Raw genomic sequence first — 23,295 nt, forward strand, 5'->3', positions numbered from 1 at the left:
AAGAAAGAACGGTGATCGCATTGTTCAAGTTGTTGGTGGCGGAAGACGAATCCGCCTTGCGCATGCTGCTGGCCGATACGCTGGAGGATGAAGGGTACGAAGTCGATCTGGCTTGCGACGGCGAAGAGGCGTTGGAGAGAATCGCGGAAGGCTCCTACGATCTCGTCGTTCTGGACAACATGATGCCCAAGTACACGGGGTATGAGGTTATCGAGAAGGCTCGGCAGCTGCCGGATGGGAAGCATCTGAAAATTCTGATGCTGACGGCCAAGAGCCAGCAGGCGGAACGGGACAGGGTGCTGCTCGCCGGAGCGAACGACTTCATGTCCAAGCCGTTCAGCCCGCTCGCTCTCGTGCAGAAGATCGGGGAAATGCTCGATGCGTAGCTTGAAGAGCCATTACTATAAAAGGAGTATCACGACCCGATTCGCGAGCTTGATGCTCGTGCTGCTTCTGCTCGTGTTTGTCGGCGCGGCGTTCATCTACTGGAGCGATCGCCAGATTGAGAACGAATACCGGGAAGTGCACGACCGTTACAAGCTCAAGCAGCAGCTGACCCAAGAGGCGATGATGCATCTGAACGGCATTTCCATTCGTTCGTTCGCTTATTTGGCGGCGCCGGACGATCGGGAATACGAGTTTGTGGTCGGCGCCGGGGATCAATTGAGCGCCGTGATCGCCCAATACACGCAGCTTTCGTTGGAGGGGCGCGAGCAGGAGTTCGCGGCGGAGTCGGAGAGATTCCGGGACCGGTATTTTAAAGGCTGGTTTCCGGATGCGGCGCAGCTGGCGAAGGATAACGACAGGGCGGAGTTGCGCCGGATGTTCGCTTCCGAGGAGGGGCGGATGCTGGAGCGCCTGGTCCAGGAGACGAGAGAGCTCCATGCATTCTATCAGCAGAAGCTGGAAGAGACGAGCGCGCTTCTGGCCGATTCCGTAACGAAGCGTAACATTCAGTTCATCGTCTACGTCTCCGGGATCGTGGCCCTGTCCGGCATTGTCATCTTCATGGTCGCCAGAGATTTCGGGATGCCGATCAGCAGGCTGGCCGCCAACGCGAAGCAATTCGCCGCGGGGCGCGAGCAGGATATTCGGTATACGAACAGGCAGGACGAGATCGGAGGACTCGCCAGGGCGATGGAGGCGATGATGTCCGAGATTCAGGCCAAGGCCGGGGAGCTGCTGGCTCAGAACGAAGAGCTGCTGGCCCAGCAGGAAGAACTGCAAGCCCAGCAGGATGAGCTGACGAAGGCGCTTGGACTCATGGAAGAGAACGAGGCGAGGCTGCGGCGGGGCAACGAGTTCGTGCAGGCTCTGGCGAACACGCTGGACCGGTCGGAGCTGCTGAAGAGCATCATTCGCAACATGGTGCATATTCTGAAAGCCGACAAAGGCATCGTTATCCGGCTGACCGCGGATCGGGACCATGCCGCGTACGGATTGTCCGAGGAGGCGATCCGCAGATTCGTCGAAGCGGCGGACGATGGGCTGCTCGCGCGAGTGAAGGAGAGCGGAACGGCGTATGCGCTCGAACGTCCGGCCACGTCGGCTGAACTCGGGTATCACGGCGAATCCGACGGGCTGCGGGCTTGCGATTTTTACTTGCCCGTCTTGAACTCCGACAATAAGGTGACGGCATGCATCGTGCTCACCCGGATCGGGTCGGCGCTGACGGAGAGGGAAGAAGCCGAAGCGTCCGCCTTCGCCAAACAGATTTCGATTTCCCTCGACAAGCTGGAACTGTACGAGAAAGCCGAACGCCAGCGCCAAATGGTGCAAAATACGCTGGATTCGCTCCACGAAGGCGTGCAGCTGATCGACAAGGAAGGGACGACGGTGCTCGTCAACTCGAAATGGATCGAGATGATGGGCGACGAAGCCGGCCGGAGCTGGAATCCGACCATCGAACAATACGGCGCTTACGTTCAGCCTTACGTCAAGGATCCCGTTCCGTTCGGGAAGTTCATCTCCGATATCGTGGACGGACAGGAGACGGAGGCGAAGAGCATCGTCTACGAATGGGAAGGGCCGGTCAAGCGACACATTCAGATGTACTACGAGCCGCTGTACCGGGGAGAGGAAAGAATCGGCACGCTGTTCGTCCACCGCGACGTGACCAGAGAGCACGAGATGGATCGGGTGAAATCGGAGTTCGTCAGCACGGTCAGCCATGAGCTGCGGACGCCGCTGGCCAGCGTGCTCGGCTTCGCGGAGCTGCTGCTGCACAAAGAGCTGGCCCCGGAGAGGCAGAAGAAATACATCCGCACCATTCATAAGGAAGCGTCTCGTCTGACGGCTCTGATCAACGATTTTCTCGATTTGCAGCGGATGGAGTCCGGCAGGCAATCTTACGATTTCGCCAAGGTGAGCGTCGTTCCGCTCATCCGGGAAGTGCTCGAGATGCAGCAGGTGGCCTCGGCCAATCACACGTTCGAATGGGTAAAAAATACGGACGAGACGGAAGTATACGCGGACGCGGACAAGCTGAAGCAGGTGTTCATGAACCTGATCGGCAACGCCGTCAAGTACTCCCCCGACGGAGGCACGGTGACGGTCGCTTGCGGGATGGAGGACGGGCATCTTCGGATCGACGTCGCCGACGAAGGATTGGGCATCCCGTCGGAATCGCTGCCGGGGCTGTTCTCCAAGTTTTATCGCGTAGACAATTCGGATCGCCGGGAGATCGGGGGCACCGGACTCGGGCTCGCCATCGTCAAGGAGATAATGGACGTGCATAAGGGCAAGGTGTCCGCTTCGTCTGTCTACGGACGGGGCAGCACGTTCACCTTGATGCTTCCGTTGCCGGCCGAGCCGGCGGAGAGCTGGCGGAGAGAAGCTGCGGCGGGTTCCGAACGGGAGCGCGCGGCGGAGATCTACCTGATCGAGGACGATCCGGACTTGGCCGATCTGCTGGCGGACGAGCTGGAAGCTTCCGGCTACGGAGTCAGCCGGTTCTCCAACGAAGAGGCTGCGATGAAGGCGCTGGAATCTTTCATTCCCGCTGCCGTCGTGCTCGATCTTGTGCTGGAGCGCGGGACGGACGGCTGGCTCCTTGCCGAACGGATCAAGCGGGACGAGCGTCTTCGGGACGTGCCGATCGTCGTGTCGAGCGCCTTCGAGGAACAGGAGCGGGCTCGGCGTCTCGGCGTTACGGAATATCTCGTCAAGCCGTATCCTCCCGGCAAGCTGGCCGAAGCGCTGGGACGCATCGTCGCCGGCCGTTCGATTTGAATTGGCCGAGGGTTCTGTATATAGTAGTAACAAGAGTATGAGACGTGGGTGAGAACGGCGATGCCGGACAAGCGGAAAGTAAAAGTCGGCTTCCGGAGCTGGCAGGAGGACGGAAGCGTACGGCGATCGGAGATGCCGGGAGAGCTGTTCCGCCTGAATACGGGCTGGGCGCTGACCTATATCGAGGAGCCCGACGAGAACGGCGTGCAAGCAAACAACACGCTGTTCATTCGTGAGAACGAGCTGCAGCTCAGGCGGCGGGGTTCGATATTATTCGAGCAGAAATTTCGGCAGGGACAGCTCGAGACGGGCAAGATGGAGACGCCGTACGGACTTCACGGCGTGCAGGCGCTCACTTCGCTGCTCGACAGCGAAGTGTCGGATTCCGGCGGCCGCGTGGAGTGGTCGTACGACCTGCTCATGCAAGATCAGAAGGTCGGAAGCTTCCGCATCCGGCTCGATATTCGGGAGGAATAAGCTAGATGAGCGTATTGGAACAATTGCAATTATCGGTGAAAGAGGCGCTGGCGGACGCGGCGCTGGCGGCCGGCTTGGTCGCGGACAAGGGAGAACTGCCGGTCATCGCGCTGGAGGTTCCGAAGGACAAGGCGCACGGAGACTTGGCCACGAACCTGGCGATGCAGCTGACGAAGATCGCGAAGAGAAATCCGCGGCAGATCGCCGAGGCCATCATCGGCAAGCTGGAAGAGGGACGGGCCTACATTCAATCGGCCGAAATTGCCGGTCCGGGCTTCATCAACTTCCGTCTGGACAAGAGTTATCTGTACCCCGTTGTCGGCGAAGCGCTCGCTCAGGGCGATAAGTACGGCTATATCGATGCGGGGCAAGGCAAGAAAGTTCAGGTCGAATTCGTCAGCGCCAACCCGACGGGAAGCCTGCATCTGGGCCATGCGCGCGGAGCGGCAGTCGGAGACGCGCTCTGCAGCGTGCTGTCCGCGGCCGGCTACGAGGTGAGGCGCGAATATTATATCAACGATGCCGGCAACCAGGTGAACAATCTGGCCAAGTCGCTGGAGGCGCGCTATCGTCAGGCGCTGGGTCAGGAAGCGGAAATGCCGGAAGACGGGTATTACGGGGAGGACATCGTCGGCTTCGCCAAAGAGTTGGCTGAAGAAGAAGGAGACCGGCTGCTGTCCCTGTCCGACGAGGAGCGCTTCTCGTTCTTCCGCCGTTACGGGCTGGACAAGGAGCTGGCCAAGATCAAGCGCGATCTGGCGCGGTTCGGGGTGCGGTTCGACGAGTGGTACAGCGAGACTTCGCTCTACGAATCCGGCAAGGTGATCGAAGTGCTCGACGCGCTGCGCGCCAAGGGACACGTATACGATCAGGACGGAGCGGTCTGGCTCGCGTCCACGACGTTCGGCGACGACAAGGATCGCGTGCTCGTGAAGAACGACGGCAGCTATACGTACTTGACCCCGGACGCCGCTTACCATATGGATAAGTACAAACGGGGCTACGACCAGATGATCAACATCTGGGGAGCCGACCATCACGGCTACATTCCGCGGATGAAGGCGGCAATGGCGGCGATGGGCAACGACCCGGACAAGCTGACCGTGTTGATCGCCCAGATGGTCAGCCTGTTCCAGAACGGCGAGAAAGTGAAAATGTCCAAGCGTACGGGCAAGGCGATCACGATGGAGGATCTCATGGACGAGGTCGGAGTCGACGCCATCCGCTATTTCTTCACGATGCGGAGCATGGACTCCCATCTGGATTTCGACATGGATCTGGCCGTGTCGAAATCCAACGAGAACCCGGTGTTCTACGTTCAGTACGCTCATGCGAGAATATGCAGCATTTTCCGCCAGGCGGAGGAGCAAGGAGTGGCGGTTCGGAATTGGACGGAAGTCGACTTGACTCGTCTGACGGCCGAACAGGAGCTCGACCTTCTGCGGAAGGTGGGGGAATTGCCGGAGACGATCGCGGAAGCGGCTCGCATCTACGCGCCTCACGCAATCATCCGCTACGTCTACGAACTGGCCTCCCAGTTCCACAGCTACTATAAGGCGGAGCGCGTCATTACCGAGGACGCGGAGCAGAGTCAGGCCCGCTTGCAGCTGCTCGCCGCGATCCGAATCGCGATCGCGAACGCGCTGGCGCTCGTCGGCGTGTCCGCCCCGGACAAAATGTAAAGCTCACAATTGATCCACCGCGCTTAAGATGCGCGTTACGTTAAGCTCCCCGGCCGTCCGGGGGGCTTTCGCGCTTCTGAGGGGGACGGCGGCGTTCTTGACGATCGACTTGATCTGCCCCGGGGAGAGTCCCGGCCTCAGCGACAGCAGCAGGGCGATCGCTCCCGTCACGTGCGACGTGGCCATCGACGTGCCGCTCATCTCGCGATGCTTGCCTTTCAGCCAAGAAGACATGATCCGATCGCCGGGAGCGTAAATATCGATGAGCGAGCTGCGGTTCGTGAACTTGGCGATGCGTCCGGTCCGGTTCGTCGCTCCGACGGCGATCGTCTGGCCGAAGCCTGCCGGATAATCGATGTCCCCGACCCGGCCTTCGTTGCCGGACGAGGCGACGATCAGCACGCCCGAATGGTAGGCGTGATTGACGGCGCTGAGCAGGGAGCGGCTTTTCGTGCGCATGCCGAAGCTCATATTGACGACGTCCATATGGTTGCGGACGCACCATTCGATGCCCAGGACGATGTCGGAGACGTAGGCGGTGCCGTTATGGTCGAAAGCTTTGACCGGATAGATCATCGAGCGCGGAGCGACGCCGATCATGCCTTGAAGCTCGTTGGCGGCGGCGATCGTTCCGGCGATGTGCGTGCCGTGGCCGTTGTCGTCCTGGGGCAGCGCCATCCGGTTCAGCAGGTTGATGCCGCGTTCGAGCGAATGCCGCAAGTCCGGATGTCCGTAATCTACCCCGGTGTCGATAACGCCCACTTTCACCCGATATCCCGTCGTTCTCCCCCAGGCTTGCGGCGCTTGAATGCGGCGCACGCCCCAAGGAATGCCTTTATCGGTGACGATCGCTCCCTTGGGCAGCGCGCGCGTCCAGACCGGCGCGTCTTCTTCGCAGACCGCCTTGCCGGCGAGCGCTGAGGTTAAGCGGAGAGCATCGTCGGCGGGGCAAGAGACCGCCTGAATGAGCGGGAGAGGGCGAATGCCGCCATTCGGCTCTCCGGAGCTGGGGGCGCCTATTCGCCATTGCTGCAGGAAACGTTCGTAATCGCGGCGATCGAGAAAGCGCACGATCTGTCTTCGGCCGTATTCCTTCGGCGGGCCAGGGGATTCGTGGAGTCCGTCCACGGCTTGGCTTGCATCCTCCAATGCGGCTTCCCTCCCGGACGAATGTGCAGGGCAAGACGGCGCAACGGGCCGAGCTTCCCTGCCGTATCCTCTACTGTATGAGAGGCCGGAGGCAAAAGCTTGGGAATGTGGCCTTTTTAACAGGAAATAGGCGGCGTCCCGTGTCATTTTCGCCTCTGCGACATAGGATGAATGGAGAGTTTCCCGGTGAGACTCTTGGTCATGCCGGTTCCTCCGCCCGCGGAGCGGCCGGGAAGGATACAGTCGAAAAGCGAAGGCGCCGTCCGCCGGGGACACGCCTTCGCTTTTTCGTTTTCGCGACTTGCAATTTTAGGCGAAATACGGTTTACTAAAGGTTGACAAATTAACGTGAAGGTTTATACCGGTTCACATACAGAGAGGATGGAAGTCGCGTGAGCGCCGAATACGTGCTGAAAATCGACTCCGAGAAAATCCGCGAGATGCCGATGGTCGATCTGGCTTATGAGCTGTTGAAGACAGCGAACACCCCGTTCTACTATCGCGATCTGATGATGGAAATCGCCAAGATGCGCGGATTGTCCCAGGAGCAAATCACGGAAGTCATTGCCCAACTCTACACGGAAATCAATATCGACGGAAGATTCGCCTGCGTAGGCGGCAACGTCTGGGGCCTGAAGCGCTGGTATCCGGTCGAGCGTTCCGACGAGCAGATGGGAGGCGCGAAGCGTCCTCGCATCATCAACGACGACGACGATGACGAAGACGACGATCTGTACGGCGAAGACGAGGAAGTCGCGTCCGGAGACGACGAGAGCTACGATCTGTTCGACGAGGACCAGGAGGGCGTGTTCGAAGAAGGCGAAGAAGCTGCGGACGCCGACGACGAGGTCGTGCTCGAGGACGAGGAAGAAGCCGAGATCGACGAAGAGATTGAACCGGTCGACGAGGACGACGATTTCGACGACGAAGAAGAGGAAGCTGCAGACGAAGAGTTCGACGACGAAGACGATAATTGACCGGTCCGCGGCGCTTCCGGGCGCCGCGAGAATCCGGCTTTCCCGTTGGCGAAATGGGGGAACCGTTCTACTTGACACCGCCCATTCCAGAAGTTAAACTTAGGCTTGGGCTTTAGAAGCGCGGTTTTCTATAGTGATGGATCTTGAAAAGTGCCCCCATTTATTGGGTGACACTTTTTTATTTTTTCCCCCGGTTTTGCAAGGGAAAAACAGTTTCAGGCAAAGCTAATCGAGAATGCCGCATCAGCAGGCAGCGGGAGGTTTCGTACAGGGTGACCAAATATATTTTCGTAACGGGGGGCGTCGTCTCTTCGCTCGGCAAGGGCATAACGGCCGCTTCGCTGGGCAGGTTGCTTAAGAATCGCGGGCTTAAGGTGACCATTCAGAAGTTCGATCCGTACATCAACGTCGATCCGGGGACGATGAGTCCCTACCAGCACGGAGAAGTGTTCGTGACCGACGACGGGGCGGAGACCGATCTGGATTTGGGACACTACGAGCGGTTTATCGATATCAATCTATCGAAGAACAGCAACGTGACGACAGGCAAAATTTATTCGACAGTCATCAGCAAGGAGCGCCGGGGAGAATATCTCGGCGGCACGGTGCAAGTCATTCCGCACATTACGAACGAGATCAAGGACCGCGTCTTCCGCGCGGGCAAGGAAGCCGGATCGGACGTCGTCATCACGGAGATCGGCGGCACGGTGGGAGACATCGAGAGCTTGCCGTTCCTTGAGGCGATTCGCCAAATCAAGAGCGACATCGGACGGGATAACGTGATGTATATTCACGTGACGCTCATTCCTTATATTAAAGCGGCTGGAGAGGTCAAGACGAAGCCGACTCAGCACAGCGTGAAGGAACTGCGCAGCATCGGCATCCAGCCGAACGTCATCGTCTGCCGCACGGAGTATCCGCTGGCCGACGATCTGAAACGCAAGATCGCGTCCCTCTGCGACATCGACGCCAACGCGGTCGTCGAATGCCGCGACGCCTCGACGCTGTACGAGGTTCCGCTTAACCTGCGCGAGCAGGGGCTGGACGACTATGTCGTCAAGCATCTGAATCTGAGCGCCGGCGCTCCGGACATGACGGAGTGGGAAGCGCTCGTGAACCGGGTGAAGTCGCTTAAGAAGACGACGGAAATCGCGATCGTGGGCAAGTACGTGGCGCTTCACGACGCTTATCTGAGCATCGTCGAATCGCTCGCTCACGCGGGCATCGACGCCGATTCCGAAGTGAACATCCGCTGGGTGAACGCAGAAGAGATCGAGCCGGGCAACGTGGAGGAGAAGCTGGGCGGAGTCCACGGCATTCTCGTGCCGGGCGGATTCGGAGACAGAGGCATCGAAGGGAAAATCACCGCGATCCGTTACGCCCGCGAGAGCGGCACGCCGTTCTTCGGCATCTGTCTCGGCATGCAGGTAGCGGTCGTCGAGTACGCCCGTTACATGGCCGGTCTGGACGGCGCGAACAGCTCCGAGATTCACCCGGCGACGCCGTATCCTGTCATCGACCTGCTTCCGGAACAGAAGGATATCGAGGACCTCGGAGGCACGATGCGCCTCGGCCTCTATCCGTGCAAGCTGGTGCCGGGCAGTCTGGCGGCGCAATGCTACGGGGACGAGCTCGTCTACGAACGTCACCGCCACCGGTACGAGTTCAACAACGAGTACCGCGAGCGCATCGAATCGGCCGGCCTGCTCATTTCCGGAACTTCGCCGGACGGACGTCTCGTGGAGATGGTCGAGCTGCCTGACCATCCTTGGTTCCTGGCGGTGCAATTCCATCCGGAGTTCACCTCGCGCCCGAACCGTCCGCAGCCGTTGTTCCGCGAATTCGTGAAAGCGGCCTTGCGTCGTTCCGAGGCGTAATCCGGAAGAAGCGACGGGCTGTCCCACAATGTGGGACAGCCTTTTTTTCGGATGTTGGAGGAACGTTGAATAAGAAGGGTTGCAAAGTGTCAATAATCGATATTTGAAACGCTGTACATATTTTTACATGGAAAGAGAAGGAATTCACGCTTCTGGTCACGAATAAGGCTACAACAGTGATTCGGAGGGATGAGCTCTTGGACAAGAAAAGATTATTGATCGTAGACGATCAGGTCGGTATCCGCATTTTGTTGTTGGAGGTTTTCGCTACCGAGGGCTATGACACCTTTCAAGCGGCGAACGGAAGAACGGCTTTGGACATCGTGCGCACGAACCGTCCCGATCTCGTTCTGCTCGACATGAAGATCCCAGGGATGGACGGGCTTGAGATTCTCAAGCAGATCAAGGAGTACGACCGGGACATCAAGGTCATCATGATGACCGCTTACGGAGAACTGGATATGATCAAGGAAGCGACGGATCTGGGCGCGCTGATGCATTTTACGAAGCCGTTCGACATCGACGAGATGAGGCTGGCCGTCAATATGCAGCTTGGGCACGGATCATCGTCCCAGTTCGCTACCGGCTCGTGATTCCGCTCCCGGGCAGGAGGCGCGGTTAAACCTGGAAACAAGAGTTCGGTTTACCTCGCAAAGTTATTTTGTGTTATAATAACGCAGTATGTACGATGCGTGAGAAATCGAATGAAACCGCAGGAGGAATTGTACACTATGCCATTAGTATCGATGTCCGAATTTTTACCTCAAGCCAAAGCCGGCAAGTATGCCATCGGTCAGTTCAACATGAACAATCTGGAGTTTGCCCAAGCGATCACGGAAGCTGCGATCGCGGAAAATTCCCCATTCATTTTCGGCGTCAGCGAAGGCGCCCTGAAATATATGGGGATGGAGTATACGGTTGCGATCGCCAAGGCGGCCGCCGAGAAATCCGGTCTGCCTATCGCGCTGCACCTGGATCACGGCAGCAATTTCGATATTGCAATGAAATGTATCCGCGCCGGTTTCTCTTCCGTTATGTTCGACGGCTCCCACCATTCCTTCGAGGACAACATCCGCTTGACCAAGGAAGTCGTTAAGGCTGCTCATGCGATGGGCGTATCCGTCGAAGGCGAGCTGGGCACGATCGGCGGCGTCGAGGACGATCTGAGCGTGGACGAAGCGGACGCGAAGTTGGCCAAACCTGAGGAAGCGATCCGTTTCTACGAAGAGACGGGCGTCGACTGTCTGGCTATCGCCGTAGGTACGGCTCACGGCATGTACAAAGGCGAAGTGAAAATCCACTTCGATATCATCAAAGAGGTTGTAGCCAAAATTCCGGTTCCTGTCGTTCTTCACGGCGGCTCCGGCGTTCCGGACGACATGATTCGCGAAGCGATTCAATCCGGAGCGGGCAAGATCAACGTGAACACCGAGAACCAAGTCGCTTGCACGGCCGCTATTCGCGACGTTCTCGGCAAGAACGACAGCGTGATCGATCCTCGCAAATATTTGACGCCTGCCCGCGACGCCATGAAAGCCGTCGTACAGGAGAAAATCCGCCTGTTCGGAAGCAGCAACAAAGCATAATCGAGTAACAGCATCCTATCATCGTATTTTAACGCGGGAAAACGTCATGGGGCGTTTTCCCGTTCCTTCATGTGCCGGTGATTCCCATCGGCAACAACACGAGGAGGAAGACGGCATTCATGGATAAATTGATGGTCCGCGGAGGCCGACCGCTCAGAGGGACGGTCGGAATCAGCGGCGCGAAGAACAGCGCCGTCGCCCTTATTCCCGCTGCAATACTGGCAGAATCCGAAGTCAGGCTGGACAACCTCCCGCAGCTAAGCGACGTAGCGGTCTACGCGGAGCTTCTGGAACAACTCGGCGGCAAGGTAACATGGCAAGAAGACACAATGACGATCGATCCGTCCGCGATGACATCGGTTCCGATGCCGAACGGAAGGGTCAAGCTATTAAGGGCATCTTATTATTTAATGGGGGCTTTGTTAGGTAGATTCGGGGAAGCGACGATCGGTCTGCCCGGGGGCTGCAATTTCGAACCGCGCCCGATCGATCAGCATATTAAAGGCTTCGAGGCGCTTGGCGCCGAAGTGACGAACGATCACGGTTCTATTCGGATCCGGGCCAAGGAATTGAGAGGGGCCAAAATCTATCTCGACGTCGTGAGCGTCGGAGCTACGATCAACATCATGCTGGCGGCTTCGCGCGCCAAAGGGTTAACCCTGATCGAGAACGCGGCGAAGGAGCCGGAGATCATCGACGTGGCGACTCTGCTCAACGCGATGGGAGCGAAGATCAAAGGAGCGGGCACGGAGACGATTCGCATCGAGGGCGTCCGCGAGATGCACGGATGCCGCCATTCGATCATTCCCGACCGCATACAAGCTGGAACATACATGATCGCCGCTGCGGCTACCCGGGGCGACGTCCTTATCGATAATATCATTCCGAAACATCTGGAAGCTATGACCGCCAAGCTGCAGGAGATGGGCGTACACGTGTACGAGATGGACGAAGCGATCCGCGTCGTCGGACAATCCCTCTACGAGGCCGTGGACGTCAAAGCTCTCGTCTACCCTGGCTTCGCCACCGATCTGCAGTCGCCGATGACGAGCTTGCTCACGCAGGCCCGCGGAGTCAGCGTCCTCTCGGATTACGTGTACAACAACCGGTTCAAGCATGTTCCCGAATTGGTGCGCATGGGCGCGCAAATCCGGGTGGAAGGCCGGTCCGCCATTATCGAGGGAGCTCCCCTCAACGCCGCCAAGGTCAAAGCCGCCGATCTTCGCGCCGGCGCCGCGCTCGTCGTGGCCGCGCTGACGGTTGAAGAAGGCACGACGGAGATCAGCGGGGTCGAGTATATCGACCGGGGATACGAACGCCTCGTCGCGCAGCTCAGCAATCTGGGCGCCGAAGTATGGAGAGACGGCTAGTTTTCATTGCGATTCGAAGTTCACCTTAATTCACAAAAAGTAGGGATTCCATTGACCGATCTAACGATGGGCGATCTGGAAGGGCTTAAGCTGACCGAGCTGTACAAGCTCGCCAAGCAGCACCAGATCAATAACTATGCCCAGATGAAAAAGAGAGAATTGATCATCGCGATTTTGCGCGCGCAGGCGGAACGAAGCGGCCTCATGTATATGGAAGGCGTACTGGAGGTTCTGTCGGAAGGCTTCGGGTTCTTGAGGCCGATCAACTACTTGCCGAGTCCGGAGGATATCTACATCTCGGCCTCGCAAATTCGCAAATTCGATTTGCGCACGGGGGACCTGGTATCCGGCAAATGTCGGGCTCCGAAGGAGAGCGAACGTTATTTCGGCCTTCTGCAAGTGAACGCCGTCAATGGCGTAGCTCCGGAAACCGCCGCGGAACGCCTGCACTTTCCCGCACTCACCCCGCTCTACCCGCAGAAAAAAATCAAGCTCGAAACGTCTCCCACTCACCTGTCTACCCGCATCATGGATCTTATCGCACCCGTCGGATTGGGCCAACGCGGATTGATCGTCGCACAGCCGAAAGCGGGCAAGACGCTGCTGCTGAAAGAAATCGCCAACAGCATTGCGACCAACCATCCGGAAATCGATCTGTTCGTGCTGCTGATCGACGAGCGTCCGGAGGAAGTGACGGACATGCAGCGTTCGGTCAAGGGCGAGGTGATCGCTTCCACTTTCGACGAGGTGCCGGAGAACCATATCAAAGTCGCGGAACTGGTGCTCGAACGCGCGCTGCGTCTGGTGGAGCATAAGCGGGACGTCGTTATATTGCTGGACAGCATCACTCGCCTCGCGAGGGCGTACAACTTGGTCGTTCCTCCTTCGGGACGCACGCTGTCGGGCGGTATCGATCCGGCGTCGTTCCACAGGCCGAAGCGTTTCTTCGGATCGGCGCGCAACATCGAAGAGGGCGGCAGCTTGACGATTCTGGCCACCGCGCTCGTGGAGACCGGTTCGCGTATGGACGATATCATCTATGAAGAATTTAAAGGCACGGGCAACATGGAACTGCACCTGGATCGCAAGCTTTCCGAACGGCGTATCTTCCCGGCGCTCGACATCCGTCGTTCCGGGACGAGACGGGAGGAGCTGCTGCTCGACAAGGAAGCGCTCGACAAGCTGTGGGCGATCCGCAAGAGCATGAACGATTCCATGGAATACGTAGAGGGCTTCCTGAAGAAGCTGGCTAACACGAAGACGAACCAGGAGTTTCTCGATATGCTGGACGTCAACGCGCCATCGAGCGCGCCAAGCTCCTCCAGCCATTCTTCAAGCACCGGCGGACGCCGGCCTCCTCGGAGCAGCACCTGAGTCTCGAAGGAGAGGTTAAGCGATGCACCTGGTATATGCAGACGAACAAGGCAACGTATTCGATCACCCCGAGCTGTTCGGAGTAGCCCGCAGCGGCGACAATCTCGTCGAGCTTCTCGAAGACGAGCTCATTCCGCTGCCTGCGGGAGCGACGCTTGTCGGCCTGCCGCATACACGGGCGATCGGCATGGACCCGGACAGCGGCAGGATGCAGCTGCTCCCGGGCAACTATCAAGCGGTGGGAGCTCTGCTGCCGCAGGGCTTTACGCGCTTTTACGTTCCCGGCTACTCGAAGACGGACAAATCGCAGAAGTTTCCTCTGTTCGGCTATACCGCGGTCGTCTGGAAGGACGGCGGGTTCTACGTCGCGGCCGGGCAGAGCGACGATCCGGAACCGTGGAATCCCGAGAATTGCGACCGCAACGAGCTGAAGCTCGAAGTCGACCGGCTGCTCGGGGCTTATCCGGACAACCGGTTGTATAAGCACTTGTCGCACTGTGCGCTGGAATACGAGTGCCTTACGGCCTCCAACACGTTCCTGCAGCGGCTTGAGGGCGCCGTCCCCGTGTCGTTCTCCTGCAACGCCGGCTGCTACGGCTGCATTTCGGAGCAGCCCGACGACAGCGGCTTCGTCGCTCCGCAGACGCGGTTGAAGTTCCGCCCCGAGGTGGACGAAGTCGTCGATATTATGCTGGAGCACCTGAAGACGCCGCAGTCGATCATCAGCTTCGGCCAAGGCTGCGAAGGGGAACCTTCGACGCAGGCGAAGACGATTATCGAAGCGATCAAGCGCGTGCGCGAGAAGACGTCGCTCGGCTACATCAACATCAACACGAACGCAGGGCTGTCCGACCATCTGCGGGCGATTACGGACGCCGGGCTCGACTTGATGCGCGTCAGCACGATCAGCGCGCTGGACGACCATTACAACGCGTACTACAAGCCTCGCGGCTATACGCTTAAGAACGTGGAGAAGTCGCTTCGGTACGCGGCGGACAAGGGCGTATACACGTCGATCAACTACTTGATCTTCCCGGGCGTCACGGACCGCGAGGAGGAGATCGAGGCGATGATCGGTTTCGCTCGCAGGACGGGGCTCAAGCTGATCCAGATGCGGAACCTGAACATCGATCCGGACGCTTATCTGGAGCTTATCCCGCCCGCTCAGGGAGAGATTTACGGCATGAAGACGCTGCTCGACATCTACAAGCAGGAGCTGCCGGACGTCGTCATCGGCTCGTACACGCACGTGCCTCCGGTTATGTCGTCATAGCGCTGAGCCGCGAATACGGATAGGGCGGACAAGCGGACGTCCATTAAATCTGACGCAGCTCGTGCGGCAATGCCGGTTAAATTCTCCATTCCGTATTCGAAATAAATACGGTTGAACTTCCGTATACGGAAGTGGTATACTCTGTTCATGTGTCTAATACTCTGGGTCCGACTGTTGATCCAGGGCAGAAAGAGGTGAAACCTGTGAAACCATCCATTCATCCGCAATACAACGTAGTTACGGCGACTTGCGCATGCGGCAACACTTTCGAAACAGGTTCGATCAAGTCGAATCTGAAAGTGGAAATCTGCTCGGCTTGCCATCCGTTCTACACCGGTAAACAGAAGTTTATCGATGCGGGCGGTCGCGTTGACAAGTTTAAGAAAAAATACGGTATCTAATCACGCAACCGTTAGCCAGCGTCGACAGACGCGCTCGGTTGTCGTAATCGCAACCGTTAGCCAGTATCGTCAGATACGCTCGGTTGTCGTAACGTGCAAAAAAAGGGCCGTATAGAGATAAGCCTCCTTTGAAATCCTACGGGATAAAAGGGAGGTTTTTTTCATGAAAAGGCAATGGCAAACGGCGCTTGCCGGAATTTGTCTGCTGCTCGCGCTCTCCGGCTGCGCGAACAACGGGAAAGCCGGTTCGAGCGTGAAACCGCAAAACTACAGGCAGGACGGTTATCTCGGCCAGACGAATACCCACCCCGGACTGCCGGGTCACCATATCGTGACGGACTACAGAAACGACAACCTGACGATGCGGCAAGCGATCAAGAACGTACCCGGAGTAGCCGATTCCAACGTCACGTTCAACGGTTCGGACGCTTACGTCACGATCAAGCTGGCGGAAGGGCTTGCCCCGCGGGAAATACCGACGGTCGAACAGCAGGCCGCGACGGTGCTTCGCTTTAACTATCCCCGGTATACGATTCATGTCCAGTCGATGAAATAAGGTGCGGTTTGCCCTGTTTGGCACACGAGTTGTTCGTCGGCCGGGGCGCCGTTTTTACCGGGAACTGTTTCCTTCGGTTGCATTTCCTCTCGCAACTCGCTATACTTAGTTTTGCCGTGCTAGACGGGGAGGTAGCGGTGCCCTGTAACTCGCAATCCGCTCCAGCGAGGTTGAATTCCTGTTTGAGGTTTTGTGATGCAGGTTCCGGTAGGCGCGTTGCCGTGTTGACGGCAGGGTCCTCCGCGAGGGACGGCCATGAACCCGGTCAGGTCCGGAAGGAAGCAGCCGTAAGTGGTTTAGTTCTTGTGCTGGAGGGTAGCCTTGCTTGAGCGACTCGCTCCTATTCGGCTGGTTCACAATTATCGAGATCAGGTGCACGGTTCTGATTCCGAATACGAGCACAGCACCATGACGATTCAGTCATGGTGCTTTTTCTATTCCGGAATGCCGCTATGCGTCACAAGCCTGGCCGGCGAAGAAAATACATCTCCCCACATAGTCGGAAGGAGGGAAATCGCGCGATATACCGAATATTTACAATTGCTGGATCGTAGTCCGGAGGTGAAGTGAAAATGATGGACGAACCGGCAAATCTCGCGGAAATCCGCCTGGCCGCCGGAAGCGATGCCAAGCGGGAACGTTATGTCCGGCAATTCGTCAACCGGTTTCTCAGCATGGAGGGAGTCGGCGTGATGCTGCTGGATTCGGATTTTCGCATCGTCGAAGTCAGCGACATGATCGTCTCGCTGTGCGGCCTTCCTCGCGCCGATATTGTCAATAAGCATGCGGAGAGATGGTTCGACGAGGTCGGATTGCAGCCCCGGCCGTTCGACCGCAGCTTGCTCGAAGGACAGACCTTCCGCAACAGGGTCTTGAACTGGAAGCAGGACAAACAGGTGCATATGCTGATGATCGACGGCGAGAGCTTGACGGAAGGGGAGGAGCGGACGGGCGCTTTCGTGCTGTTCCGCGACGTGTCGCACAGAATGGCATTGGAGGAGCAGGTTCGGCGTTCGGATCGGCTGAAGACGATCGGTCAGATCGCGGCGGGCACGGCTCACGAGATTCGCAATCCGCTAACGGCCATCAAAGGATTCATGCAGCTTCTGAATAAGTCCCTTAGGGATCGCGATATGGAGAAAGAGCAAGAGTTCGTCGGCATCGTATTGTCCGAGCTGGATAGGGTGAACGATCTGGTCAGCGAATTTTTGCTGCTCAGCAAGCCCAAGGAATTACGGCAAGTATCGATGAGAGTCGGGGGGATCATCCAGGAAATTTTGCCGATGATCCGCAATGAAGCGCTGCTGCACAACGTAACGGTGATTTATTACCCCAAGCCTGAAATGCCTCCGATATTGGCGGACAAGGAGCTGCTGAAGCAGGTATTCCTGAACTTGGGAAAAAACGCGATCGAAGCGATGGACGGAGGAGGGACTTTAATAATTCGCGAGTGCTGCGGCGCGGAGGAGCCGAACCGGGTTGCGGTAGAGTTCCGGGATACGGGACCGGGAATTCCGCCCGAGGTGCTGGAGAAGGTATTCGATCCGTTCTTCACGACCAAGCCCCAAGGCACGGGACTGGGGTTGTCCGTCTGCCAACGGATCGTGGACGAATTGGGAGGAAGCATCGAAGTGGCCTCGGACGGGGGCGGAACGCTGTTCGTCGTCAGTCTTCCCTGTTCTTGAAGGTGGAGCGCATCCATCCGATGATGTATAATGGGTGAAACGGCAAGCCGACGGGAGCGACAAGCAATGGCACATTTGGCTTTGTACCGGGCCTGGCGTCCCCAGACGTTCAAGGACATGGTCGGGCAGCAGCATATCGTACAGACTTTACAGAACGCGATTCGCGAAGATCGGCTCTCTCACGCCTATCTGTTCAGCGGGCCCAGAGGGACGGGGAAGACCAGCGCGGCGAAAATATTGGCGAAAGCGGTCAACTGCGAACACGGCCCTTCGCCCGAGCCATGCAACTCGTGTTCGCAATGCGAACGGATTACCGGCGGTTCGGTCATGGACGTCGTCGAGATCGATGCGGCATCCAATCGCGGCGTGGAGGAAATTCGCGACATTCGCGATAAAGTCAAATATTCGCCGACCGAAGTGCGGCGCAAAGTGTATATTATCGACGAAGTCCATATGTTAACTACGGAGGCTTTCAACGCGTTGCTGAAGACGCTGGAGGAACCGCCCGGCCACGTGATGTTCGTCCTCGCGACGACGGAGCCGCACAAGCTGCCTCCGACAATCATCTCTCGCTGTCAGAGATTCGATTTCCGACGGGTTCCGCTGGAGGAGCAGACGGGGCTGATGAAGGAGATATGCGCGGAGGAAGGCATCTCCGCGGAGGACGAGGCGCTTCGCTACATCGCCCGACTGTCCGATGGCGGCATGCGGGACGCGCTCAGTCTGCTTGATCAAATTTCCTCGTTTACGGGCGGACGGGTCAGTCTGGACCAAGCGGTCGAAGCGACGGGAGGGCTGCCTTCCGAGCAGTTCTCCAGACTGGCGGCCGCCATCCGGGAGAACGACGCTTCCAAAGTGCTGGTCGAGATCGACGAAATGATGAAGGCGGGGAAGAGCGCGGACAAATGCTTGGAGCAGCTGATGCACTACTTCCGGGATCTGCTGCTGGCGCAGCTTGCTCCGGAAGCCGGCGACTCTTCGGGAAGAGTGGCTAACCCTGCCGAGCTTAAGGAAATGGCTTCCGGATTTTCTCGCGAGCGGTTATTTGCTATCATTGATCTGTTGAATCGTTATCAAAGCGAAATGAAGTACGCGGCGCATCCTCAGACGATGTTCGAGATTGCGCTGCTCAAGCTGTGCTCCGGCGACGCCGGCGAGCAATCGTCCGCACCAGTCTCCGCCGAGGCGGGCGTGAGCCGGGGAGAAATCGGCCAATTGAAGCAGCAGATCGCGGCCTTGGAGAACAAGCTGGGCGCGCTGATCAGCGGCGGAGCGTCGATCGCCGCTCCGGGCGGCAAGCCGGCCGCGGGGCCGGGAAGCTCGCGCGGAGCGAGTGGCGCCGGCGCTCCCGCGCCGCGGGTGTCGACGGTATCGCGGCAGAAGCTGGTCGTATTCGCGGAAGCCCGCGGTTCCGCCGGCTCCTACCTGACGAAGTGGCCGCAAATCATGCAGAGGGTCAAGGAAGAGCGGGTCACCGTTCACGCTTGGCTGGTGGACGGGGAGCCGGTCTCCTTCGCGGAGGATTCGATTCTCGTCGCCTTCAAGAACACGATTCACCGGGAGACGACCGAGAAGCCGGCCAACAGAGGGGTAATCGAAGGGGTGCTGAGCTCCATCTTCGGCAGTCCGACGCAGCTGGTCACCACTCTCCAGCGAGAGTGGCAGGAGGTGCTCGCCGAATCGGAGGGCAAGCCGCAAGGAGCCTCCGAGGCCGAGGAGCTGCAGCTCGTTCCCGAGGGGGAGGACGGCGGCCGCAGCGAGCCTTGGGTAGACGAGGCCGTGAAGCTGTTCGGAGAAGACCTGGTCACGATTAAGGACGATTAAAAAAACAAACCTACGGGAGGTTGCACGAAATGAACAACATGAACCAAATGATGAAGCAAGTGAAGAAGATGCAGGAGCAAATGCTGAAAGCCCAAGAGGAGCTCGGCAACAAGTCGATCGAAGGATCCGCGGGCGGCGGAGTCGTGACCGTCGTCGTCAACGGGCACAAGAAGCTGCTCGACATCAAGATCAAGCCGGAAGCGGTCGACCCGGAAGACGTCGAGATGCTGCAGGATCTTGTTCTGGCAGCCGTTAACGACGCGCTCACCAAAGCCGACGATCTGGCCAACCAAGATATGAGCAAGTATACCGGGGGCATGAAGATCCCTGGCTTGTTCTAGAGGAGACTGAGCCCTTGTTCTATCCGGAACCGATCGCCAAGCTAATCGACTCCTTCTCCCGCCTTCCCGGCATCGGACCGAAGACGGCCGCAAGGCTGGCGTTCCACGTCCTGCGGATGAAAGAAGAAGACGTGATCGATTTCGCCAAGGCGTTGGTGAACGTCAAGCGCAATCTGACTTATTGTTCCGTCTGCTGCAATATTACCGACACGGATCCTTGCCGCATTTGTTCGGACAAAGCGCGGGACGCCTCCGTCATCTGCGTCGTGCAGGAGCCGAAGGATCTCGTAGCGATGGAAAGAACCCGCGAGTACAACGGGCATTACCATGTTCTTAACGGAGCCATCTCTCCGATGGACGGCCTGGGACCGGACGATATTCGGATCGCGGAACTGGTGCGCAGGCTCGGCGACGAGCAGGTGCAGGAGCTGATTCTGGCGACCAATCCGAACATCGAAGGCGAGGCGACGGCGATGTACTTATCCCGTCTGGTTAAGCCGTTCGGCATTAAGGTTACCCGAATCGCGCATGGATTGCCGGTTGGGGGAGACTTGGAATACGCGGACGAAGTAACGATCTCCAAGGCGTTGGAAGGTCGCAGAGAGCTGAATTGACGCGCCAGCGCCATACTCAAAACCCCGAGACCCGCCCATGAAGGCGAACTCGGGGTTTTCCTTTTCCTACAACGATTGATCCTCTACGCCGTTCAGCCAGTTCTCGATACTTCCGATGACCGAGGTGACGCAGCCGTCCTCGAACGGAGAGATCAGACCGGCTTCCTTCACCAGCTCGGTGAACGACAGACTTCCCCCCAGTCGGCACAGATGCAGATAGTCGGCCCACGCGGCGCTGCGATCCTCGTGCATCCTCTTCCAGAATTGAAACGCGCAGATCTGCGCCAGCGTGTAGTCGATGTAATAAAACGGCGAGCTGAAAATGTGGCCCTGCCTATGCCAGTATCCGCCCCGATCGTAATAACCGTTGTCCGCATAATCGCGTTGGGGGAGATATTTCTTCTCGATGTCCCGCCAGGCTTGCTTGCGTTCCGCCGGAGTCGCTTCCGGGTTCTCGTACACGAAATGCTGGAATTCGTCGACGGAAACCCCGTAAGGGAGGAAGAGCAGCGCGCCCGCCAAGTGCTGGAAACGGTACTTGTCCGTCTCCTCCAGGAAGAACAGGTCCATCCACGGCCAAGTGAAAAACTCCATGCTCATCGAATGAATTTCGCATGCCTCGTAAGTCGGGAAGCTGTACTCCGGCACCTTGAACTTTCTGCTCTCGTACACCTGGAAGGCGTGGCCGGCTTCGTGCGTCAACACGTCGATGTCGCCCGCCGTTCCATTGAAGTTGGAGAAAATAAACGGCGCTTCGTATTGACTGATGTACGTGCAATACCCTCCGCTTTGCTTCCCCTTTTTGCTGACCAGATCCATCAATCCGTTATCCTGCATGAAGCGGAAGAAGGCGTCCGTCTCGGGGGACAGCTCGGCGTACATTTTCTCCCCGTTGGCCACGATCCAATCGGGATCGCCTTTCGGCTTGGCGTTGCCCGACAGGAAAGATAAGTTCTCGTCGAAGTACAGCAGGCGATCGACGCCGATCCGCTCCCGCTGCCGTTCCTTCAGCTTGGATGCGATCGGCACGATGTGCTCCAGCACCTGACTGCGGAAGTTCGCCACCATTCCCGCATCGTAATCGGTCCGGCTCATTCTTGCGTAGCCGAGCTCGACGAAGTTGCGGAAGCCGAGCTTGGCGGCGATTCTCGTTCGCACTTTCACCAGCTCGTCGTACAGGCCGTCCAGTTCCTCCTCGTGGCTTGCCATGAATCCGGAGGACGCCTCGGAAGCTCGCTTCCGAACGTCCCGGTCGGTCGATTGCTGGAACGGAGCCAGTTGGGCCAACGTCCTTTCTTCGCCTTCGAACGGGATTTTGGCCGAGGCGATCAGCTTCGCGTATTTCGTCGTCAGCTTGTTCTCCTGTTGGAGATCTTCAATCACTTCCGGGCTGAACGTCTTAAGCGACAGCTCCGCCAGCCGGAACAACTGCGTTCCCCACTTGGTCTCCAGCTCCGGACGGAACTTGGAATGGACCAGCTCCCGGTAATAGTCGGTTACGTATTCCTGGACTACGGGGCCGTTTTCGTCGAAGAAGTCCTGCTCGGCTTTGTAGAACTCGTCTTCCGTATCAATGGAATGTCGGATGCCCGCGATTTCCCTCATCGAATCGAATCCGTTGCGAAGCTTGTTGATCTCCGTCATGGACGAATCCTGTTCCTCGTAGCTGTCGGCGGAAGCGAATGCCGCCAGATGAGCTTTGAAGCTGCGTTCGAACTGTTGAACGTCCGGACGCTCGTATCGGTACTCTGTAAATTTCATAGGGTCGCACCTGCCTTGTTTTTATCCATGAATGAACCTTGTCATCCTCTCATGCTTATTCGATGAAACAACTTGTTAACCCTGCTTTGTCGGCCGAGCGGTTCTAAGAGAGTTTAGCTTTCTCATAGAAATAACAATAGGTTGTCCCCCGATTCGGGTATTCATGAGTAAAGCGAGGAGGATTCGAAAATGGAATGGTTCAAAAAGCGCGCCTCAAGCGCGGTGCTGCCGCTCGAAAACCAGGCGCTGATCGCGGACATTCGGAGAGCCGAGCAGGAGTGGAAAAACGCGGAGTGGAGATTTCAGCATGCTCTGGGAGAGGATCATGTGGACTACGCGATCTTCTGTCTGGAAGCCGCGGAGAAGAAGTTGGGCATGTTGCTTAAACAGGCGAAAGGGAAATGGGGCGAATCGGCCGATTTTGTTAAGGAGGTCCGAGAAGCGAAATGAAAACGTTCTGGCTTGCGCTGCTCGTCGTGTCGGGCTTGTCGTTGATCGTCGTTCTTCTTAAACGCAATGTTCCTAAAGGATGGTTGACGAGATTCGGGATTCATCTGGTGTTGGCGGCTTTTGCGCTGTATGCGCTAAATTTCTCGGGATGGGTGACGGGCTGGTACGTGCCTCTTAACCCATTCACGATTGGAACGGTGGCGCTGCTCGGAGTGCCCGGTATCGGGCTTGTGCTCGGGTTGCAATGGTCTCTGCTGGCTTGAACGCGCATGGGGAAATTTGTGGCTGTAATAAATATTAAGGATTTCGCGAAAAATGTTTGTCAGGCGGTTGACGCGAAGGGTTAGCGTGTGTTAAATTATATCTCGCGCCTCTTGGGCGGTCGACATGACCGCCAGAAAAGATCGAATCTTGGAATAAATTACTTGTTGCAAATCGGTTGGGCGCTGTGGTATATTATAAAGGTCGCTGTTAACGCGGTGGCGGAATAAAGCAACATCGATTGCACCTTGAAAACTGAACATTGAGCGTAAGAAACAACAAGCAATACCAGCAGTGAATGAGCTAATCAACTTTCATGGAGAGTTTGATCCTGGCTCAGGACGAACGCTGGCGGCGTGCCTAATACATGCAAGTCGAGCGGAGTTAGGAGGGAGCTTGCTCCCAA

General features: G+C 57.7%; 21 protein-coding genes, 1 rRNA gene and 1 other RNA gene. 21 read left to right on the forward strand and 2 right to left on the reverse strand.

Annotated elements, in window-relative coordinates; genetic code table 11:
- Positions 1-20 precede the first annotated feature (20 nt).
- The 4 genes from B0G52_RS13485 to argS are packed head-to-tail and all read left to right on the forward strand — an operon-like array spanning position 21 to position 5,390.
- Positions 21-386 carry a response regulator gene (locus tag B0G52_RS13485; RefSeq protein ID WP_094045117.1) on the forward strand — a complete coding sequence of 122 codons (366 nt, stop codon included), beginning with the start codon at positions 21-23 and terminating at the stop codon, positions 384-386.
- Positions 379-3,231, forward strand: a complete 2,853-nt coding sequence (locus tag B0G52_RS13490) for an ATP-binding protein (protein WP_094045033.1) — start codon at positions 379-381, stop codon at positions 3,229-3,231. The genes B0G52_RS13485 and B0G52_RS13490 overlap by 8 nt, the downstream gene beginning before the upstream one ends.
- A 48-nt stretch (positions 3,232-3,279) precedes the next feature.
- Positions 3,280-3,708 carry a YwiB family protein gene (locus tag B0G52_RS13495; RefSeq protein ID WP_094045035.1) on the forward strand — a complete coding sequence of 143 codons (429 nt, stop codon included), beginning with the start codon at positions 3,280-3,282 and terminating at the stop codon, positions 3,706-3,708.
- A 5-nt stretch (positions 3,709-3,713) separates the two neighbouring features.
- Positions 3,714-5,390: an arginine--tRNA ligase gene (argS, locus tag B0G52_RS13500; RefSeq protein WP_094045037.1), complete on the forward strand. Its 1,677-nt coding sequence runs from the start codon at positions 3,714-3,716 to the stop codon at positions 5,388-5,390.
- A 3-nt stretch (positions 5,391-5,393) separates the two neighbouring features.
- Here the strand turns inward: argS and B0G52_RS13505 are convergent, their stop codons facing one another.
- Positions 5,394-6,539, reverse strand: coding sequence for a S8 family peptidase (locus tag B0G52_RS13505; RefSeq protein WP_233162654.1), 1,146 nt, complete (start codon positions 6,537-6,539; stop codon positions 5,394-5,396).
- 392 nt (positions 6,540-6,931) lie between these two features.
- Here B0G52_RS13505 and rpoE point away from each other — a divergent pair, with 392 nt between their 5' ends.
- The 14 genes from rpoE (at position 6,932) to recR (ending at position 20,417) form a co-directional block, all read left to right on the forward strand.
- On the forward strand, positions 6,932-7,516 hold the full coding sequence (gene rpoE, locus B0G52_RS13510; RefSeq protein ID WP_094045041.1) for a DNA-directed RNA polymerase subunit delta: 585 nt from the start codon (positions 6,932-6,934) through the stop codon (positions 7,514-7,516).
- 272 nt (positions 7,517-7,788) lie between these two features.
- Positions 7,789-9,393: a CTP synthase gene (locus tag B0G52_RS13515; RefSeq protein WP_094045043.1), complete on the forward strand. Its 1,605-nt coding sequence runs from the start codon at positions 7,789-7,791 to the stop codon at positions 9,391-9,393.
- Between the two features lie 197 nt (positions 9,394-9,590).
- Entirely contained in the window at positions 9,591-9,986 is a 396-nt protein-coding gene (locus B0G52_RS13520; protein ID WP_094045045.1) for a response regulator, read from the forward strand.
- Between the two features lie 138 nt (positions 9,987-10,124).
- Positions 10,125-10,979, forward strand: a complete 855-nt coding sequence (gene fba / locus B0G52_RS13525; protein ID WP_094045047.1) for a class II fructose-1,6-bisphosphate aldolase — start codon at positions 10,125-10,127, stop codon at positions 10,977-10,979.
- A gap of 119 nt (positions 10,980-11,098) precedes the next feature.
- Complete coding sequence (locus B0G52_RS13530; RefSeq protein WP_094045049.1) at positions 11,099-12,349, forward strand: UDP-N-acetylglucosamine 1-carboxyvinyltransferase; 1,251 nt, start codon at positions 11,099-11,101, stop codon at positions 12,347-12,349.
- 66 nt (positions 12,350-12,415) lie between these two features.
- Positions 12,416-13,723 carry a transcription termination factor Rho gene (gene rho, locus B0G52_RS13535; protein ID WP_094045119.1) on the forward strand — a complete coding sequence of 436 codons (1,308 nt, stop codon included), beginning with the start codon at positions 12,416-12,418 and terminating at the stop codon, positions 13,721-13,723.
- A gap of 22 nt (positions 13,724-13,745) precedes the next feature.
- The gene (locus B0G52_RS13540) at positions 13,746-14,996 is read left to right on the forward strand and encodes a radical SAM family protein (RefSeq protein WP_094045051.1); all 1,251 of its coding nucleotides are present in this window, start codon (positions 13,746-13,748) and stop codon (positions 14,994-14,996) included.
- Between the two features lie 203 nt (positions 14,997-15,199).
- On the forward strand, positions 15,200-15,397 hold the full coding sequence (gene rpmE, locus B0G52_RS13545; RefSeq protein WP_094045053.1) for a 50S ribosomal protein L31: 198 nt from the start codon (positions 15,200-15,202) through the stop codon (positions 15,395-15,397).
- A gap of 163 nt (positions 15,398-15,560) precedes the next feature.
- On the forward strand, positions 15,561-15,953 hold the full coding sequence (locus B0G52_RS13550; protein ID WP_094045055.1) for a hypothetical protein: 393 nt from the start codon (positions 15,561-15,563) through the stop codon (positions 15,951-15,953).
- A gap of 114 nt (positions 15,954-16,067) precedes the next feature.
- An RNA gene (gene ffs / locus B0G52_RS13555) (signal recognition particle sRNA large type) lies at positions 16,068-16,333 on the forward strand.
- Positions 16,334-16,525: 192 nt separating this feature from the next.
- A complete protein-coding gene (locus tag B0G52_RS13560; protein ID WP_094045057.1) occupies positions 16,526-17,638 on the forward strand; it encodes an ATP-binding protein in 1,113 nt (370 codons plus the stop codon).
- Between the two features lie 66 nt (positions 17,639-17,704).
- Positions 17,705-19,462, forward strand: coding sequence for a DNA polymerase III subunit gamma/tau (dnaX, locus tag B0G52_RS13565; RefSeq protein ID WP_094045059.1), 1,758 nt, complete (start codon positions 17,705-17,707; stop codon positions 19,460-19,462).
- 29 nt (positions 19,463-19,491) lie between these two features.
- Entirely contained in the window at positions 19,492-19,803 is a 312-nt protein-coding gene (locus tag B0G52_RS13570) for a YbaB/EbfC family nucleoid-associated protein (RefSeq protein WP_094045061.1), read from the forward strand.
- Positions 19,804-19,817: 14 nt separating this feature from the next.
- Entirely contained in the window at positions 19,818-20,417 is a 600-nt protein-coding gene (gene recR / locus B0G52_RS13575) for a recombination mediator RecR (RefSeq protein ID WP_094045063.1), read from the forward strand.
- Between the two features lie 66 nt (positions 20,418-20,483).
- Here recR and B0G52_RS13580 read toward each other — a convergent pair whose 3' ends face one another.
- On the reverse strand, positions 20,484-22,178 hold the full coding sequence (locus B0G52_RS13580; protein WP_094045065.1) for a M3 family oligoendopeptidase: 1,695 nt from the start codon (positions 22,176-22,178) through the stop codon (positions 20,484-20,486).
- A 189-nt stretch (positions 22,179-22,367) separates the two neighbouring features.
- Here B0G52_RS13580 and B0G52_RS13585 point away from each other — a divergent pair, with 189 nt between their 5' ends.
- From B0G52_RS13585 to B0G52_RS13595, 3 genes are all read left to right on the forward strand, one after another.
- Complete coding sequence (locus B0G52_RS13585; RefSeq protein WP_094045067.1) at positions 22,368-22,628, forward strand: DUF2508 family protein; 261 nt, start codon at positions 22,368-22,370, stop codon at positions 22,626-22,628.
- Entirely contained in the window at positions 22,625-22,891 is a 267-nt protein-coding gene (locus B0G52_RS13590) for a pro-sigmaK processing inhibitor BofA family protein (RefSeq protein WP_094045069.1), read from the forward strand. The genes B0G52_RS13585 and B0G52_RS13590 overlap by 4 nt, the downstream gene beginning before the upstream one ends.
- 311 nt (positions 22,892-23,202) lie before the next feature.
- Positions 23,203-23,295 (forward strand): 16S ribosomal RNA (locus B0G52_RS13595); the annotation flags it as partial.

It is taken from the genome of Cohnella sp. SGD-V74 (genome assembly GCF_003001675.1).
In the GTDB taxonomy this organism is placed as follows: Bacteria; Bacillota; Bacilli; order Paenibacillales; family Paenibacillaceae; genus Cohnella.